At 67.7% G+C, this 16775-nt stretch carries 10 protein-coding genes; 6 read left to right on the forward strand and 4 right to left on the reverse strand.

The window, feature by feature from the left end:
* Window positions 1-80: 80 nt before the first annotated feature.
* From V5F63_RS10585 to V5F63_RS10610, 6 genes are all read left to right on the forward strand, one after another.
* Window positions 81-404 (forward strand): hypothetical protein, encoded by a 324-nt coding sequence (locus V5F63_RS10585; protein WP_394028583.1) that lies wholly within the window; start codon window positions 81-83, stop codon window positions 402-404.
* A 46-nt stretch (window positions 405-450) separates the two neighbouring features.
* Window positions 451-1635: an aminotransferase gene (locus V5F63_RS10590; RefSeq protein WP_394102638.1), complete on the forward strand. Its 1185-nt coding sequence runs from the start codon at window positions 451-453 to the stop codon at window positions 1633-1635.
* A 176-nt stretch (window positions 1636-1811) separates the two neighbouring features.
* Window positions 1812-2990, forward strand: coding sequence for an efflux RND transporter periplasmic adaptor subunit (locus tag V5F63_RS10595; RefSeq protein ID WP_394028584.1), 1179 nt, complete (start codon window positions 1812-1814; stop codon window positions 2988-2990).
* A 4-nt stretch (window positions 2991-2994) separates the two neighbouring features.
* The gene (locus V5F63_RS10600; RefSeq protein WP_394102639.1) at window positions 2995-6144 is read left to right on the forward strand and encodes an efflux RND transporter permease subunit; all 3150 of its coding nucleotides are present in this window, start codon (window positions 2995-2997) and stop codon (window positions 6142-6144) included.
* A 196-nt stretch (window positions 6145-6340) separates the two neighbouring features.
* Window positions 6341-8437 carry an acyltransferase family protein gene (locus tag V5F63_RS10605; RefSeq protein ID WP_394102640.1) on the forward strand — a complete coding sequence of 699 codons (2097 nt, stop codon included), beginning with the start codon at window positions 6341-6343 and terminating at the stop codon, window positions 8435-8437.
* A 231-nt stretch (window positions 8438-8668) separates the two neighbouring features.
* Window positions 8669-10720 carry an acyltransferase family protein gene (locus tag V5F63_RS10610; protein ID WP_394102641.1) on the forward strand — a complete coding sequence of 684 codons (2052 nt, stop codon included), beginning with the start codon at window positions 8669-8671 and terminating at the stop codon, window positions 10718-10720.
* Between the two features lie 19 nt (window positions 10721-10739).
* Here the strand turns inward: V5F63_RS10610 and V5F63_RS10615 are convergent, their stop codons facing one another.
* The 4 genes from V5F63_RS10615 to V5F63_RS10630 form a co-directional block, all read right to left on the reverse strand.
* Window positions 10740-11051 carry an SCP2 sterol-binding domain-containing protein gene (locus V5F63_RS10615; RefSeq protein ID WP_209489005.1) on the reverse strand — a complete coding sequence of 104 codons (312 nt, stop codon included), beginning with the start codon at window positions 11049-11051 and terminating at the stop codon, window positions 10740-10742.
* 249 nt (window positions 11052-11300) lie between these two features.
* Entirely contained in the window at window positions 11301-13091 is a 1791-nt protein-coding gene (locus V5F63_RS10620; protein WP_209489006.1) for an acyl-CoA dehydrogenase C-terminal domain-containing protein, read from the reverse strand.
* A gap of 153 nt (window positions 13092-13244) precedes the next feature.
* On the reverse strand, window positions 13245-15575 hold the full coding sequence (locus V5F63_RS10625) for a 3-hydroxyacyl-CoA dehydrogenase/enoyl-CoA hydratase family protein (protein WP_394102642.1): 2331 nt from the start codon (window positions 15573-15575) through the stop codon (window positions 13245-13247).
* A gap of 10 nt (window positions 15576-15585) precedes the next feature.
* Window positions 15586-16731, reverse strand: coding sequence for a thiolase family protein (locus V5F63_RS10630; RefSeq protein ID WP_394102668.1), 1146 nt, complete (start codon window positions 16729-16731; stop codon window positions 15586-15588).
* Window positions 16732-16775: the final 44 nt, after the last annotated feature.

Below are 16775 nucleotides of genomic sequence, written 5' to 3' on the forward strand. Positions count from 1 at the left end.
CCGCCGCCGTCATGTTCATGCCGCGAGCGTGGATGAAACAGGGGCGTTCTTGAAGTCGTGCGTATGTGGAGACCCAACGGATGCGACTGTTCATGCGCCGCCGCGGCGAGGCCGGACCCGGCCTCGACGCCTCGCGCACCCTCGCCGACCTGGTGCGCACCACCCTGGCGCTGGAGGAGGCGGCCACCGTTTCCGTCTCCGAGATCTCCTGCGGTGATCCGGCCTGCGGCGGCGCGGAAACGGTGGTGCTGGTGATGCGCCCCGGCCGCCGCACCGAGGCGGCCAAGGTTCTGATGCCCATGGCGCAGGTGACGCCCGAGGCGCTGCTGGCGGCCCTGCGGCCGCTGATGCCGGGGGAGGCGGGGGTGTCCACCGGGCTTTCGCAGGAGGACGGAAGGGTCTAAACGGCGCTGGCCAGTCGCCCCACCTTCCTTGCCTTGCGAATTTCCCATGTCCCAGCCGCACTTTACGCCGCGTCCGCTCAATCCCCTCTATGCCGGCCTGCCCACCACCATCTTCGAGGTGATGTCCGGCCTTGCCCGCACCCATGCGGCGGTCAACCTCGGCCAGGGCTTCCCGGACGATCCCGGGCCGCTCGACGTGCGCGAGGCCGCTGCGCGGGCGGTGGTGGATGGCTGGAACCAGTATCCGCCCATGATGGGCCTGCCGGAGCTGCGTCAGGCGGCGGCGGCGCATTATCGCCACTGGCAGGGGCTGGAGCTCGATCCAGACGCCGAGATCATGGTGACCTCCGGCGCGACCGAAGCGCTGGCCGGCGCGCTGCTGGCGCTGATCGAGCCGGGCGACGAGGTGGTGCTGTTCCAGCCGCTCTATGATGCCTACCTGCCGCTGGTGCAGCGGGCAGGGGGCATCCCCCGCCTCGTGCGTCTGGAGCCGCCCTCCTGGGGCATGACGTCGGAGAAGCTGGACCAGGTATTCTCCGAGCGCACCAAGCTCGTGCTCTTCAACAATCCCCAGAACCCCACCGGCGTCGTCTACGACCGCGCGCAGATGCAGCTCCTCGCCGACTATTGCGTGCGCTTCAACGCCTATGCGGTGTGCGACGAGGTGTGGGAGCACGTGGTGTTCGACGGCCTCACCTTCGAGCCGCTGATGGCGCTGCCGGGGATGCGCGAGCGCACGGTCAAGATTTCCTCCGCCGGCAAGATCTTCGGCATGACCGGCTGGAAGGTGGGCCTCGTGTTCGCCGCACCGCACCTCATGAAGGTGCTGTCCAAGGCGCACCAGTTCCTCACCTTCACCACGCCGCCGAACCTCCAGGCGGCGGTGGCCTACGGGCTCGGCAAGCCGGACGATTATTTCACCACCATGCGCGCCGGCCTCCAGCGCTCCCGCGACCGCCTCGCAACGGGGCTCAAGGAACTGGGCTTCGACGTGCTGTCCTCGCGCGGCACCTATTTCCTCTCCATCGACCTCTCCCCCCAAAGTGTCTCCATCGATGACGAGGCCTTCTGTCTCGATCTCGTGAAGACGCGGAAGGTGGCGGCCATCCCGGTGTCGGCTTTCTATGCGCAGGATGCAGTGAAGAGCGTGGTGCGCTTCTGCTTCGCCAAGCACGACGCCACCATCGACCGCGCGCTGGAGCAGCTGGCCGGTCTTGCTGGCCGACTCTGACCAAAGGTCACGTAAAGGAGGGGGCTTTAAGCGTGGCCCTCACCCTTCACGAATGCGTCATTGCGCGCGCTTCCATGGCGAGATGCCGTGACAAAAGCTTAATTGGACCAGCGCGCTGAATTGTTGTTGCATTGCGGCGCGAAACGTTTCGACGCCGTGGGAGTATCGAGGACTTCATGCCAGCCGAGCACGCACCGGATAGCGCAAAGAGCGGCGGATCGGCCGGTCGCAAGATTGTCCTCGCGGTCCTGTTCCTGGCCCTCCTCGGCGGCGGGGCATGGGTGTGGGACAAGAAGCCGTGGCTCGCCGCGGGCGGCCAGAAGGCGCAGGCACCGCAGCAGCGGGTCATCGCCGTGCTCGCCGGAACGGCGGAGCGGACCTCCCTGCCGGTGCGGGTCGAGGCGCTGGGCACGGTGGAATCCATGGTCACGGTCCCGGTGCGCTCCCGCGTCGCCGCCGCCGTGGAGACGGTGGGCTTTGCCGACGGCGCGAGCGTGAAGGAGGGCGACCTGCTCTACCGGCTCGACGCCCGCGTCATCGACGCGCAGATTCTTCAGGCCGAGGCGACGCTCAACCGGGACAAGGTGCAACTGGACAAGAGCCTGCGCGATGTGGAGCGCTATGCCGGCCTCGCCACCCGCAACGCTGTTTCCCAGGTGCAGGTGGACGATGCCCGCACCACCGCCGACGTGCAGAAGGCGACCGTCGCGCAGGACGAGGCCAACCTCACCGCGCTCAAGGTGCAGCGCGGCTATTACGAGATCCGCTCGCCCGTCACCGGCCGCATCGGCGTCTCCGCCGTGCGCCCCGGCGCGGTGATCCGGGTGGACGATACCCTCGCCACCGTGCGCCAGCTCGCTCCCATCTATGTCGCCTTCGGCTTGCCGGAGCGTTACATCGCCGGCCTCAGAGAGGCGAAGGACGCCAAGGTGTCCTTCACCTTCCAGGGCACCGGCGAGACCATCTCCGGCGGCATTGTCGCGGTCATCGACAACACCATCGAGCCGCAGACCGGCACCCTCACCGCCCGCGCCATCTTCCCCAATGCCGACGAGCGCCTGTGGCCCGGCGCCCTCGGCGCGGTGACGGTGACGCTGCGCATCGAGGACAATGTGGTCGCGGTGCCGAGCGAGGCGGTCCAGAACGGGCAGGACGGGCCATTTGTCTTCGTCGTGGACGATGGCATCGCCCACGTGCGGCCGGTCACCGTCGCCCGCACGGTGGATGGGCGAAGTGTGATCTCCAAGGGCCTCAGCGGCGGCGAGACGGTGGTGACCGACGGACAGCTCTCCCTGCGCGAGGGCAGCCGCGTGAACGTGCGCACCCGCACCGCCGCACCCGCCACCGGGAGCTGAGCCCATGTTCTCCGAACTGTGCATCCGCCGCCCCGTGATGACGACGCTGATCATGCTGTCGCTCGTGGTGGCGGGCCTGTTCGCCTATCGCCAGCTGCCCGTGGCGGCGCTGCCGCGCGTGGATTTCCCCACCATCAACATCACCGCGACGCTGCCGGGCGCGAGCCCCGAGACCATGGCGACCTCGGTGGCGACGCCCATCGAACGCCAGCTGGCCACCATCGCGGGCATCTCCTCGCTCACCTCCTCGTCCACGCAGGGCTCCACCTCGATCACGGTGCAGTTCGACCTGAACCGCAGCATCGACGCGGCCGCCCTCGACGTCCAGTCGGCCCTCTCCGTCGCCCAGCGCCAGCTGCCGGACGAGATGACAACCCCGCCGAGCTTCCGGAAGGTGAACCCCGCCGACGCGCCGGTGATCCTGCTCGCCATCTCCTCCGACACCCTGCCGCTGTCGGCGGTGAACGAATATGCCGACACGCTGGTCGGACAGCAGATCTCCCAGCTGCCCGGCGTGGCGCAGGTGCAGATCTACGGCTCACAGAAATATGCCGTGCGCATCCGGGTGGATCCCGCCGCCGCTGGCGCCCGCAACATCTCGCCCGACGACATCCAGCGCGCGGTGGAGGCGGCGGCCTCCAACACGCCGCTCGGCATCGTCTCCGGTCCGAAGCAGGCGCAGACCATCGACATGGGCACGCCCAAGGCCGACGCCTCCCAGTTCCGCAGGGTGGTGGTGAAGGCGCGCGACGGCTCGGTGGTGCGCCTCGAGGAGATCGCCGTCGTCTCCGACGGCGTGGAGAACGAGCGCGTCGCCAGCTGGTTCAACGACCGCCGCTCCGTGGTGCTGGCCGTAGTCCGCCAGCCCGACGCCAACACCGTGCAGGTGGTGGACGAGGTGCGCCGGCGCCTGCCCCAGTTCCGCGCTCAGCTTCCCGGCTCGGTGGGCATCGAGGTGCTGAACGACCGCTCCGTCTCCGTCCGCGACGCGGTGGCGGACGTGCAGAAGACCCTGTTCGAAGCCATCGTCCTCGTGGTGCTGGTGATCTTCCTGTTCCTGCGCAACGTGCGCGCGACCCTCATCCCCTCGCTGGCGCTGCCTTTGTCCATCATCGCCACCTTCGCGGCCATGTGGGGCTTCGGCTATTCCATCAACAACATGACGCTGCTGGCGCTGACGCTGTGCGTCGGCTTCGTGGTGGACGACGCCATCGTCGTGCTGGAGAACATCTATCGCCATGTGGAGGCGGGGGAGAGCCCGTTCCGCGCCGCGCTGCGGGGTTCGCGGGAGATCAGCTTCACCATCATCTCCATGACGCTCTCGCTGGTGGCAGTGTTCATCCCCGTGCTGTTCATGGGCGGGGTGGTGGGCCGGGTGTTCCGCGAATTCGCGGTCACCATCTCGATCGCGATCCTGGTTTCCGGCTTCGTCTCCCTCACGCTCACGCCCATGCTGTGCGCCCGCGTGATGAAGCCGGTGGACCACACGAAGAAGCCCGGCTGGTTCTTCCGCGTCACCGAGCGGATGTTCGACGCCTGGCTCGCGGCCTACCGGGTGAGCCTCGACTTCGTGCTGCGCCACCGCCCCTTCATGCTGCTGGTGACCTTCGCCACCATCGGCCTGTCGGTCTATCTCTACATCGTCATCCCCAAGGGCTTCTTCCCGCAGGAGGACAACGGCTTCATCACCGGCACGGTCGAAGCGGCGACCGACAGCTCTTTCGCGGCCATGGTGGAGCGCCAGAAACAGGTTGCGGCCGTGGTGCGCGCCGATCCGGACGTGGACTATCTCGTCTCCACAGCCGGTGCCACGGGCATCAGCCGCACCACCAACACCGGCCGCATGTTCATCGCCCTGAAGCCCAAGGGCTCCGGGCCGGGCGAGCGCAAGCTCTCCGCCAACGAGGTCATCCAGAATTTGAGGAAGCGCGTCGGGCAGGTGCCGGGCGTGAACGTGTTCTTCCAGGCGGTGCAGAACATCAGCGTCGGCGGCGTCGCCTCCAAGAGCCAGTACCAGTACACGCTGCAGAGCCCCGACACCGCGACCCTCTACACCTTCGCCCAGCAGATGGAGCAGAAGCTCGCCACGCTGCCCGGCCTCAGGGACGTGACCTCCGACCTCCAGATCACCAATCCCCAGCTCACCATCGAGCTGGACAAGGACAAGGCGGCGGCCCTCGGCATCACCGAGCAGCAGTTGCGGGACGCGCTCTACACCCAGTTCGGCACGCGGCAGATCGCGACGCTGTACACGCCCACCAACCAGTTCGCGATCATCGCCGAGGTGCAGCCCATCTTCCAGCGCGACCCGAGCGACCTCGGCCGGGTCTATCTGCGCACCTCTTCCGGCAACGTGGTGCCGCTGGAGGCGGTGGCGAACATCAAGCGCACGGTCGGCCCGCTGTCTGTGCAGCATCAGCAGCAGCAGCCCTCCGTCACCATCTCCTTCAACCTCGCGCCGGGCACCTCGCTCGGCCAGGCGGTTGAGGAGATCAACGCCGCGGCCGCCGAGGCGCGGGTGCCGGACAGCGTCGTCACCGGCTTCCAGGGCACGGCGCAGGTGTTCCAGGATTCGCTGTCCAACCAGCCTCTGCTGATCCTCGCGGCGGTGGTCGTCATCTACATCGTGCTGGGCGTGCTCTACGAGAGCTTCATCCACCCCATCACCATCCTCTCGGGCCTGCCCTCCGCCGGCATCGGCGCGCTTTTGACGCTCATGGCGGCGGGCATGGAGCTTTCGGTGATCGCGATCATCGGCATCATCATGCTGGTGGGCATCGTGAAGAAGAACGCGATCATGATGATCGACGTGGCGCTGGAACGCCGGCGCGCCGGCGCGGCGGCGCAGGATGCCATCCGCGAGGCGGCGCTGCTGCGTTTCAGGCCCATCATGATGACGACGCTCGCCGCCATCTTCGGCGTGTTGCCCATCGCGCTCGGCGCGGGCGCGGGCTCCGAGCTGCGCCAGCCGCTGGGCGTCGCGGTCGTCGGCGGGCTCCTGGTGTCACAGCTGCTCACGCTGTTCATAACGCCGGTGATCTATCTCTATCTCGACCGGCTGGACGCTATCGTGCACCACGCGGTCTCCGGCCGTCACGACGAACGTGCCCACGCGCCCCGTCCCGCGCCCGCTGAGCGAATTGCGGCGGAGTAGGGGGCATGCTACCGGGCCGCGCATGCGGGTCGGTGGTACCTCCGGGTGTTGCGCCCGCGCCCCATGACGGGATGATTAACGGGTGTGACCAAATCTTGGCCATGCCCGGCAATTGCCCCAAGGTCGCCTGTTTGTTATCCGGAAAAAGACGAGGTTTGCGCGCGGGCGGCTGCGCGCCTTGATCCGGGGGCGGGGCATGAATCTGAAGTATCGGCCGGATATCGATGGCTTGCGGGCCGTTGCAGTCGTGGTCGCCCTGCTGTTTCACGCCCACATCCCGCCGTTCCGGGGCGGCTTCATCGGCGTGGACATCTTCTTCGTCCTGTCCGGCTACCTCATCACCTCGATCCTCTACAACGACATGATGAAGGGCGAGTTCTCGCTCGTCGACTTCTACGACCGCCGCATCCGCCGCATTTTCCCGGCGCTGTTCGTGGTGCTGCCGGTGAGCACCTTCGTCGCCGCCTTCCTGCTGATGCCGCGGCAGATGGTGCAGTTCGCGGAATCCATCATTCCCTCCGCGCTGTTCTACGCCAACATCCACTTCCAGGGGCTTATGAGCTATTTCGGCCCCAAGGCCGACGAGACGCCCCTGCTGCACCTGTGGTCGCTGGCGGTTGAGGAGCAGTATTACATCTTCTTCCCGCTGCTCATGTTCGCCTTCCTGAAGATGGGCGGGCGCGTCACCCTCGGCCCGCGCCGGATGGCGATCCTCGGCTTCCTCATCATCACGGTCGTGTCCGGCGTCTACGCGGAGCTGAGCGCGCGCACCCAGCCCACCGCGTCCTTCTTCCTGCTGCAGAGCCGCGCCTGGGAGCTTCTGGTCGGCGCGCTGCTGGCGCTGGTGCACATGCCGAAGGTGTCGGAAAAGGCAGCGAACTGGATCGGCGTCGCGGGACTGACGGCCATCGTGGTGCCGGTCTTCGCCTACGGCCACGACATGACCTTCCCCGGCCTGTCCGCCGCGCCCATCGTGTTCGGCACGGCGGCGGTGATCTATGCCGGCACCATCAACATGGGCGGCTACGCCAACTGGTTCCTCAGCCGCCCGCCGGTGGTCTATGTCGGCCGTATCTCCTATGCGCTTTATCTGTGGCATTGGCCGCTGCTGGTGTTCGGCACCATCTGGAAGGGCCGCGCGCTGACCTATTTCGAGGGCGGCGGGCTGCTCGTCGTCGCCTTCATCTTCGCCGCGCTGTCTCTGAAATATGTCGAGACGCCGCTGCGCCACGCCGGCTCGCTGGGCGGCAAGCGCCGGGCGCGCTTCGCGGTGGGCATCATGGCCATGGCCATGACGCTGGCGGTGGGCGTGCTGTTCGAGCGCCTGGGCGGCGGCTTCTATCCCATCTCACCGCTGGGCGCGCGCGCCGAGGCGGCGATGGAGGACAAGAGCCCCTTCAGCCGTACATGCAACAATTCGCCGAAGGGCTGGAGCGCGGCCGCGCTCAATCCGGCCTCGGCCTGCTCGGTGGGACCTGACGCGGCCAAGGGCGAGTATGACGTGGTGGTGTGGGGGGATTCCCACGCCGGCGCCTCCTTCATCGGCATCGCCGAGCAAGTGGCCGCCCTCGGCCACACCGCACGCCTCCAGACCATGGCCGGCTGCCCGCCCCTGATCGGCGGCCAGGCGCACCGCGACGACATGCCGAGTTGGACCTGCACCGCCTTCAATTCCGAGGTGCTGGATGAAATCCGCCGCGTGAAGCCCCAGGTCGCCGTGCTGGTCGGCCGCTGGGCCATGTGGACCAGCAAGGCTGGCCCCGCCTTCACCCTCACCTCCGACGAGGTGCCCGGCGGCGACGTGCGCTCCAAGGCGGTGAGCCAGAAGGTCTTCGCCCACATGCTGGACCGCACCCTGAAGGAACTCTCCGGCCTCGGCATCCATGTGGTGCTGGTGGGACAGACGCCGGAGTTCGGCCGCTCCCCCGGCCGCTGCGTCGCCGAGAGCGAATTCTACAAGCGCAATCTCGGCAACTGCCTGGAACTGCCGAGCGCATCGGTGGACAAGGTGGTGGGCATCGGCAACGAGATGATCACCAAGGCGGCGGCGACTTATCCCGGCACCACCACCTTCCTGCTCTCGGATGTCTTCTGCCGCAACGGCACCTGCCGCGCCGGGGAGGGGGAGCAGTTCTATTATGTGGACGCCGACCACCTCTCCGCCACCGGCGCCCACCACATGAGCCGTGACCCGGCCCTGCGCACGGCCCTGCTCAAGGCGCTGGGCGAAGGCGGCAACACCAGCGCCTCCCTCGCGCCGGCGACCGGCGAAGGACGCACGGCCAAGGACTGACCGCCAAGGAATCACCGCCAAGGATCCGCACGCGGCGGACGTTGCCGCGGCCCCTGCCGCCACCGGACTCGCTCTGCTGAAGCGCGGCCGTGGACCTGACCGCACGACGCTGCGGCAGGCCGGACGCCGCGCCGCGCGCTCCCAATGCGCGATTTGCCCCGGCCGAATTTTGCCGGTAAGGCGGTCGCCGCGGGGGCGTGCGCGTATGGCGCGCCGATCAAGGACACCAGGATGAGTCTGGCCTACCGGTCCGACATCGACGGCCTTCGGGCCATCGCCGTCGGCAGCGTGGTTCTGTTCCATGCACGCATACCGCCCTTCACCGGGGGCTATATCGGCGTCGACGTCTTCTTCGTCATCTCCGGCTTTCTCATCACGTCCATCCTCCATCAGGAGATGACGGCGGGCACCTATTCGCTGGCGGATTTCTACGACCGCCGCATCCGCCGCATCTTCCCCGCGCTCTTCCTGATGATGGCGGCGACCACCCTGTTCGCGGCGCTCATCCTGATGCCGCGGCAGATGCAGGGCTATGTGGGCACGCTGGTGCCCTCGGCCCTGTTCTTCGCCAACATCCATTTCGAGAACCTGCTCAACTATTTCGGTCCCGCCGCCGACGAGGTGCCGCTGCTGCATCTGTGGTCGCTGGCGGTGGAGGAGCAGTTCTACATTTTCTTCCCCCTCGTCCTGTTCGTGCTGATGAAGCTGGGCGGCCGCCGGCTGGCGGTCGGCGGGCTCACGCTCATCGCGCTCGCCTCGCTCGCCTATGCCGAGAGCATCGTGGAGAGCGAGCAGTCGGCCGCCTTCTTCCTGCTCCAGAGCCGGGCGTGGGAATTGCTCGCGGGCTCGCTGCTCGCCATGGTCACGCTGCCACGCCTGCCGGAGAAAGCCGCCTCCTGGCTCGGCATCGCCGGGGCGGCGGCCATCGTCATCCCCGTGTTCGCCTACGACAAGCAGACGGTCTTCCCCGGCCTGTGGGCGCTCCCGCCGGTGCTGGGCGCGGTGGCGATCATCCATTCCGGCGCCTTCGCGCCGCGCGGCATCGTCGCCCGCGCGCTGAGCCTGAAGGGCATGGTCTATGTGGGCCGCATCTCCTACGCGCTCTATCTGTGGCACTGGCCCATGCTGGTGCTCATTGCGATCTGGAAGGGGCGGCACACCACCTATATCGAATCGGGCATCGTCATCCTCGCGGCGGGCGTCATCTCCGGCCTGTCGCTGAAATATGTGGAGACGCCGCTGCGGCGCGGCAGCGCGCTGGGCGGGCGGCGGCTTCTGCGCATCGGCGCCGGAGCCTGCGCCATTCTCCTCACCGTGGGCGTGGCGCTGGCCCTGCAGAAGGTCGGCCGGGGCGTCTTTCCCATCTCCCGGCTGGGCGCGGCGGCCGAGGCAGCGGCCGACGACCGCAGCGTGTTCCAGCGGACATGCAACAACAACGCCCGATTCTGGACCCCCGACCAGATGCAGCCCATCGCCCTCTGCGCGCGCGGCCCGGGGGCTGCGACGGGCAGCTACGACGTGCTGGTGTGGGGCGATTCCCACGCCGGTGCGACCTTCCTCGGCCTCGCGGAGGCGGTGGAGAAGCTCGGGCTCACGGCGCGGCTCCAGACCATGGCCGGCTGCCCGCCGCTGGTGGGCGGCATCGCCCGGCAGGAGCACAACAACGGCGCCGTCTGCGCCAGCTACGTCAACGCCGTGATGGACGAGATTCGCCGCGTCAAGCCCAAGGTGGTGGTGCTGGTGAGCCGTTGGTCCCTGTGGACCACCCTGTCCGGCAAGGGCTTCGCGCTGGTCAGCCCCGAGGTGCCGGGCGGCACCGCCCGCGACCGGGCCTCAAGTGAGCGGGTGTTCGCCCACATGATGGAGCGCACGGTCGCCGAACTGCGCAAGATCGGGCCGCAGGTGATCGTGCTGGGCCAGTCGCCGGAATACAAGCCGGCCCCTGCCGGCTGCGTTGCGACCCGTGAGTTCAACCAGACGGGCGGGTCCGACGCCTGCATGACCCAGACGCGCGACAAGGCGATGAAGATCATCGGCCCGGCGAACGAGGTCATCCTCGCCACCGCCGGCCGGCATGACGGCGCGGCGGCCTTCCGCATGGCCGACATCTTCTGCCGGGACGACCGCTGCACGGCGGGAGAGGGCGCGCGCTTCTACTACGTGGACGGCGATCACCTCTCCGTCGCCGGCACACGCCACGCCTTCGAAAACAAGGCGCTGCGCCAGACGCTGCTGGCGGCGCTCGCCGCCGGTGGCGCGAAGCTCCCGGCGCCGAACGACTGAGAGGGGCGCCCGTCCGGCCTCAGTCCTTGTCGAGCAGGCCGGCGAGCTTCAGGGCGACGCCCTGCGAGCCCTCCACCTTCAGCCGGCCGGTGGAGAAGGCCATCATCGGCCCGATTCGCCCGGTGATGAGCTTGTCCAGCGTATCGGTGGAGAGCTTCAGCACCGCATCCGCCTCGCCCGAGCCCTCGCCCACCTCCACACCGCCGCCGGTGGCATCGAGCAGGATGGCCTCGCCGGTATCGGAAAGATCGAAGCGCACCTTGTAGCCCAGCTCCGAGAGGGCATCGGCGCGCTCGCGGATGGCTTCGACGAGGGAGGAGAGATCGGCCATGGAGTGTCCTTGTGAGAGGCCCTTTAGAGCGGTTTCCGTGAGCCAAGGCGGGCGGAAAATGCTGTAGGCCCCGGAATTGTTTGAACCCTCTCCCGCGTGCGGGGGAGGGCAGGGAGGGGGAAGCGGTGTCCGCGCTCACCCGGCCGCATCAGGTGGAGAGGGATGGCCCCCTCCCCAACCCTCCCCCGCACGCGGGAGAGGGGGGTGCAAAAGGCGAGGGCGGTGCCGTCCTAAGTCAGAAACACGCCCTCAGAACATCGCCTCGTCCAGCGCCATCATGGCGCCCTTGCCGGCCTTGATGGAACCCCACAGGGCCGCCACGTCCGGCAGGATCCGCTCCATGAAGAAGCGCGCGGTGACGATCTTGGCATCGTAGAAGGCGGCGTCGTCCGGGTTGGAGACGCGCTTCTCGTAGGCCACTTCCGCCATGCGCACCCACATGTAGCCCAGCGCCACGAGCCCGAACAGCCGAAGGTACTGCGTCGCGGCGGCGCCGGCCTCCTCCGGGTCCTTCAGGCCCTTTTCGGCGATATGGGCGGTGGCGAGCTGGAGCGCGCCGAAGGCCTTGGAGAGGGGGGTGATGAGGGGGCCGAGATTCTCGTCGTCCAGCTTCGCATCCATGTAGTTGAGCACGGGATGGAAGAAGGAGCGCAGGTAGCGGCCCATGTGCGCCGGCAGCTTGCGGCCCACGAGGTCCAGCGCCTGCACGCCGTTGGTGCCCTCGTAGATCATGGCGATGCGAGCATCGCGCACATATTGCTCCATGCCGTGGTCGCGGATGTAGCCGTGGCCGCCATAGACCTGCATGCCCATGGAGGTCGCCTCGAAGCCGAGGTCGGTGAACAGCGCCTTCACGATGGGCGTCATCAGCGCCGTGAAGTCCTCGGCGCGCTTGCGCTCCTCCGGATCCTCCGCCCGCTCCATGAGATCGAGCGCGCGGGCGACCCAGCCGGCGAGGGCCCGGCAGCCCTCGTTGTAGGCGCGCATGGTCATCAGCGTGCGCCGCACGTCCGGGTGCACGATGATGGGGTCGGCCGGCTTGTCCGGATGCTTGGCGCCGGTCAGCGAACGGCCCTGCAGGCGCTCCTTGGCGTAGACGACGGCGGCCTGATAGGCGGCTTCGCCAAGGCCGAGGCCCTGCGTGCCCACGGAGAGGCGCTCCGAATTCATCATGGCGAACATGGCGCGCATGCCCTTGTGGGGCTCGCCGACCAGCCAGCCGGTGGCCTCGTCGAACGACATCTGGCAGGTGGACGAGCCGTGGATGCCCATCTTGTGCTCGATGCCGGTGCACAGCACGCCGTTGCGCGGGCCGACGGAGCCATCCTCCTTCGGCAGGAATTTGGGCACCAGGAACAGGGAGATGCCCTTGATTCCCTTGGGCGCGTCCGGCAGGCGGGCGAGCACCAGATGGACGATGTTCTCCGTCATGTCCTGCTCGCCGGCGGAGATGAAGATCTTGTTGCCGGTGACCTTGTAGGACCCATCCGGCTGCGGCTCCGCCTTGGTGCGCACGAGGCCGAGATCGGTGCCGCATTGTGGCTCGGTGAGGCACATGGAGCCGGACCACACGCCATCCACCATCTTGGGCAGGAAGCGCTCCTTCAGCTCCTCGGAGGCATAGGCTTTGAGCGCCTGATAGGCGCCGTGGGTGAGGCCGGGGCAGATGCCGAAGGCGAGGTTGCCCGAGCAGAGCATCTCCTCAACCAGCTTGTTCACGCTCGCCGGCAGGCCTTGGCCGCCATATTGCGGATCGCAGGCAATGCCGTTCCAGCCGCCCTCGCGGAAGGCGGTGTAGGCTTCCTTGAAGCCCTTGGGCGTGCGCACCACGCCGTTCTCATAGGTGCAGCCCTCAAGGTCGCCGGACTGGTTGAGCGGCGCGAGCACCTCGGTGACGAACTTGCCCGCCTCCTCCAGCACCGCATCGATGAGATCGGGCGAAAGCTCCTCCAGCCCCTTGAGCGTGCTCAGCTCTTCGCTGCCGTGCAGCTCGTGGAGGACGAAGCGCATGTCGCGCAGCGGGGGGGTATAGACCTGCATGGCGTTGGCTCCCTTGTTGTGTTGCTCCCCTCTCCCCTTGCGGGAGAGGGGGCGGGGTGAGGGGGTGGCCGCCGTCTCCGGAGCGGTTGTGCCCGGCGGAGCCATACCCCTCACCCTGACCCTCTCCCGCAAGGGGAGAGGGGATTTGCTCCCTCAATTCCGCAGCGGCCGGCCCGTCTCAAGAATGTGCTCGATGCGGTCCAGCGTGGCGGTGGTGCGGATGAGCTTCATGAAGCCTTCCCGCTCCAACTCCAGCACCCGCGCCGCCGAGACCGGGGCGATGTGGTCGGCGTCGCCGCCGGTGAGCACCTCGGCGAGGGCCGCGGAGACCACCTTGTCGTGCCGGGTCGCCAGGCCCTTCTTGGCGAAGCCTTCCACCGCCATGTCCATCGCCGCCTTGCCGGAGGGACCGGGCAGGAAGAACTCCACGGGCTTGGGCGGCTGGTAGCCATCCACCATGGCGAGGGCCTTCGCCTTGGCGTCGGCCAGCAAGCGGTCGCGGTTCATGGTGATGCCGTCACCCTCGCGCAGGAACTTCAGCTCCTTCGCCTCGGCGGCGGACTTGGCGACGGTGGCGGTGGAGACGGTCTCGAAGACCTTCGAGGGGGCCGGCATGGGTCCCTTCGGGAATTTCGGGTCGGCCGCCCAGCGCTCCAGCATGGCGGTGCAGCCACCCCAGGCCGGCAGAACGCCGACTCCGCATTCGACAAGCCCGATATAGCTCTCGGCATGGGCCTGAACCGCGCTGACATGCAGGAGAATCTCGCATCCGCCGCCAAGGGCCAGGCCGGACGGCGCCGCCACCACCGGGAATGGCGCGTATTTCACATCCTGATAGGTCTTCTGCCCGGCTGCGACCAGTTTCTCGACTTCGCCGAAGGCGCCGATGTTGCAGGCAAACAGGGCGAGGCCGAGATTGGCACCCACCGAGAAGTTGGAGCCTTCATTATAGATGACGAGCGCCTTGTACTTGTCCTTTACGAGCTTCAGCGCCTTGGCGAGCATCGTGATGATGCCCTCGTCCAGCGAATTGCTCTTGGAAGTGAATTCCAGGCACACGACACCATCGCCGATGTCCCACAGCGCCGCCGATCCGTTCTTCGCGAGCGGCTGCGACTTCAGCTTGATGTCGGCGAGCAGCAGCACCCCTTCCGGGCGAACGATGTCGCGGTAGGTGCCATCAAGGCCAAGGTATTGGCGCTGGCCGTTTTCCACCCGGTAGAAGGGGGTGTCGGCAGCAAGCGCCAGGAGCGGCGGTACCTCATCCCCGTCGGCCTTCAGGAGGTCGATGAGGCGGGCGGCCCCGATCTTGTCGATCAGCTCGAAGGGGCCGGATTTCCAATTATATCCCAGGCGCATGGCATCATCGATGGCGACGATGTCGTCGGCCGCCTCGGGCACCAGCCGCGCGGCATAGGCCAGCGTGCGCACCATCACCGCGCGGGCGTAGCGCCCGCCTTCGCCGGGGGCGGAGAGGAGGGCGAAGAGGTCCCGGCCGCCGCCGTCCTCCAGCTCCACCACCTGCGCCTTGGCCTGCGGGCGATAGGCGCCGGTTGAAAGGTCAATGGCCTCCTTCAGCTTCTGCCCGCCGTCGCGGTTGAGGCGGTAGAAGCCGCCCTTGCCCTTGCGGCCGGTGTAGCCGGTCGAGATCATCTTCTCGATCAGCGGCTCGTCGCGAAGCGTTGCGTGGAAAGGGTCCGTGGCCGGAAGCGCCCGCTTCAGCGAGCCCTGCACATGGGGCATCAGGTCGAGGCCCACGAGGTCGATGAGGCCGAACACGCCGGTCTTGGGAAAGCCGAAGGGCCGGCCCATCACCGCGTCCGCATCCTCCACCTTCATGCCCAGCGCGAAGGCCTCGCCCACCGCCAGCTGCAGCCAGTAGGTGCCGAGCCGGTTGGCGATGAAGCCGGGGGTGTCCTTGCACATCACCACCGTCTTGCCGAGCTTCACGTCGGCGAAGCGGGCGACGGCGGCCACCGTGTCCGGATTCGTCTCCGGGCCGGAGACGATCTCCAGCAGCCGCATGTAGCGGGGTGGATTGAAGAAATGGGTGATGAGGAAATCGCGGCGGAAGCTCTCCGGCAGTCCGGCCGTGAGGTCGGCGAGCGGAATCGTCGAGGTGTTGGACGACACCGCCGAGCCCGGCCGGCGGACGGCCTCGATCTTCGCGTAAAGCGCCTGCTTGAGGTCGAGCCGCTCGATGATGGCCTCGATGATGAGGTCGCAATCGGCGATGTCGGCGAGGTTGTCCTCGATGTTGCCGGGCTTCACCAGCTTCGCCGCCGCCTTGGACATGAAGGGCGCGGGATCGGCCTTCAGCAGCTTCTCCACGGCCTTCTCTGCGATGACGTTGCGGTTGGCCGCGCCCTCGGGAACGATGTCGAGGAGCAGCACCTCAATGCCCGCATTGGCGACGTGGGCGGCGATACCGGCGCCCATGACACCGGCGCCGATGACGGCGACTTTCCTGATTTCAAAAGACATCCGGCCCTCCTCAGACGCGCTCGAGGATGGTGGCGATGCCCTGCCCGCCGCCGATGCACTGGGTGGCGAGGGCATACTTGCCGCCTTCGCGCTTCAGGAGCGCCGCCGCCTTGCCGACGATGCGGGCGCCGGTGGCACCAAGGGGATGGCCGAGGGCGATGGCCCCGCCATCTAGGTTCAGCACCTCGTCCTTGATGCCCAATTCCCGCTGACAGGCGAGGGCCTGGGAGGCGAAGGCCTCGTTCAATTCCACCACGTCGATCTCGCCGATATCGATGCCGGCGCGGGTGAGCGCCTTGCGGGTGGCGGCGACAGGGCCGATGCCCATGATCTCCGGCGCGCAGCCGGCCACCGCCACGCTGCGGATGCGGGCGAGGGGGGTAAGACCGTTCTTCAGCGCATAGTCCTCGGAGCACACCAGCACGGCGGAAGCGCCATCGGTGAGGGGGGAGGCCGTCCCGGCCGTCACCGTGCCATGCTCGTCGAAGGAGGGCTTGAGGGCGGCGAGGGCCTCGGCCGTCGCGTCGCGGCGGATACAGCCGTCCTGATCGACCGTCTTGTTAACCTTGCCGTTGGCCTTGATGGCGACGATCTCGTCCTTGAAGCGGCCTTCCGCCTCGGCTTTCGTCGCCTTCTGGTGGCTCTTGAGGGCGAAGGCGTCCTGGTCGGCGCGGGTGATCTGCCACTTCGCCGCGACGTTCTCGGCGGTCTCGCCCATGCCCATGTAGGCCTGCGGCATCGCCTTGTAGAGGGCGGGGTTGGGCATGGGATTGAAGCCGGTCATGGGCACGCGGCTCATGCTCTCGATGCCGGCGCAGATGAACACCTCGCCTGCACCCAGCTGGATCTGCCCGGCGGCGTTGTGCACCGACTGCATGGAGGAGCCGCAGAAACGGTTCAGCGTCACGCCCGCCACGCTCTCCGGCAGGCCGGCGATCATCCCGATGAGGCGGGCGACGTTGAAGCCCTGCTCGGCCTCGGGAAACGCGCAGCCGACGATCAGGTCCTCGATGTCTTCCACCTTCACGCCGGTGCGGGCCACGAGATCGGCCACCACCTGGGCGGCGAGATCATCGGGGCGCACGCGCGCCAGATCACCCTTCTTGGCGAGGGTGAAAGGCGAGCGGGCATAGCCTGCAATCACGACGTTTCGCATCGGCGCGTTCATTGGGCTCTCCTGCCTGTCCATTCTTGTCGTCC

This window comes from Xanthobacter wiegelii (assembly GCF_043193855.2).
Taxonomy (GTDB): Bacteria; Pseudomonadota; Alphaproteobacteria; order Rhizobiales; family Xanthobacteraceae; genus Xanthobacter; species Xanthobacter flavus_A.

Bases quoted from the DNA above. Each gene is read 5' to 3' on its own strand.
- V5F63_RS10605 (WP_394102640.1), top strand. From the start codon at position 6,341: ATGAATCTGAAGTATCGGCCGGATATCGATGGCTTGCGGGCCGTTGCA.
- V5F63_RS10610 (WP_394102641.1), top strand. From the start codon at position 8,669: ATGAGTCTGGCCTACCGGTCCGACATCGACGGCCTTCGGGCCATCGCC.
- V5F63_RS10595 (WP_394028584.1), top strand. From the start codon at position 1,812: ATGCCAGCCGAGCACGCACCGGATAGCGCAAAGAGCGGCGGATCGGCC.
- V5F63_RS10590 (WP_394102638.1), top strand. From the start codon at position 451: ATGTCCCAGCCGCACTTTACGCCGCGTCCGCTCAATCCCCTCTATGCC.
- V5F63_RS10625 (WP_394102642.1), bottom strand. From the start codon at position 15,575: ATGTCTTTTGAAATCAGGAAAGTCGCCGTCATCGGCGCCGGTGTCATG.
- V5F63_RS10600 (WP_394102639.1), top strand. From the start codon at position 2,995: ATGTTCTCCGAACTGTGCATCCGCCGCCCCGTGATGACGACGCTGATC.
- V5F63_RS10620 (WP_209489006.1), bottom strand. From the start codon at position 13,091: ATGCAGGTCTATACCCCCCCGCTGCGCGACATGCGCTTCGTCCTCCAC.
- V5F63_RS10630 (WP_394102668.1), bottom strand. From the start codon at position 16,731: ATGCGAAACGTCGTGATTGCAGGCTATGCCCGCTCGCCTTTCACCCTC.
- V5F63_RS10585 (WP_394028583.1), top strand. From the start codon at position 81: ATGCGACTGTTCATGCGCCGCCGCGGCGAGGCCGGACCCGGCCTCGAC.
- V5F63_RS10615 (WP_209489005.1), bottom strand. From the start codon at position 11,051: ATGGCCGATCTCTCCTCCCTCGTCGAAGCCATCCGCGAGCGCGCCGAT.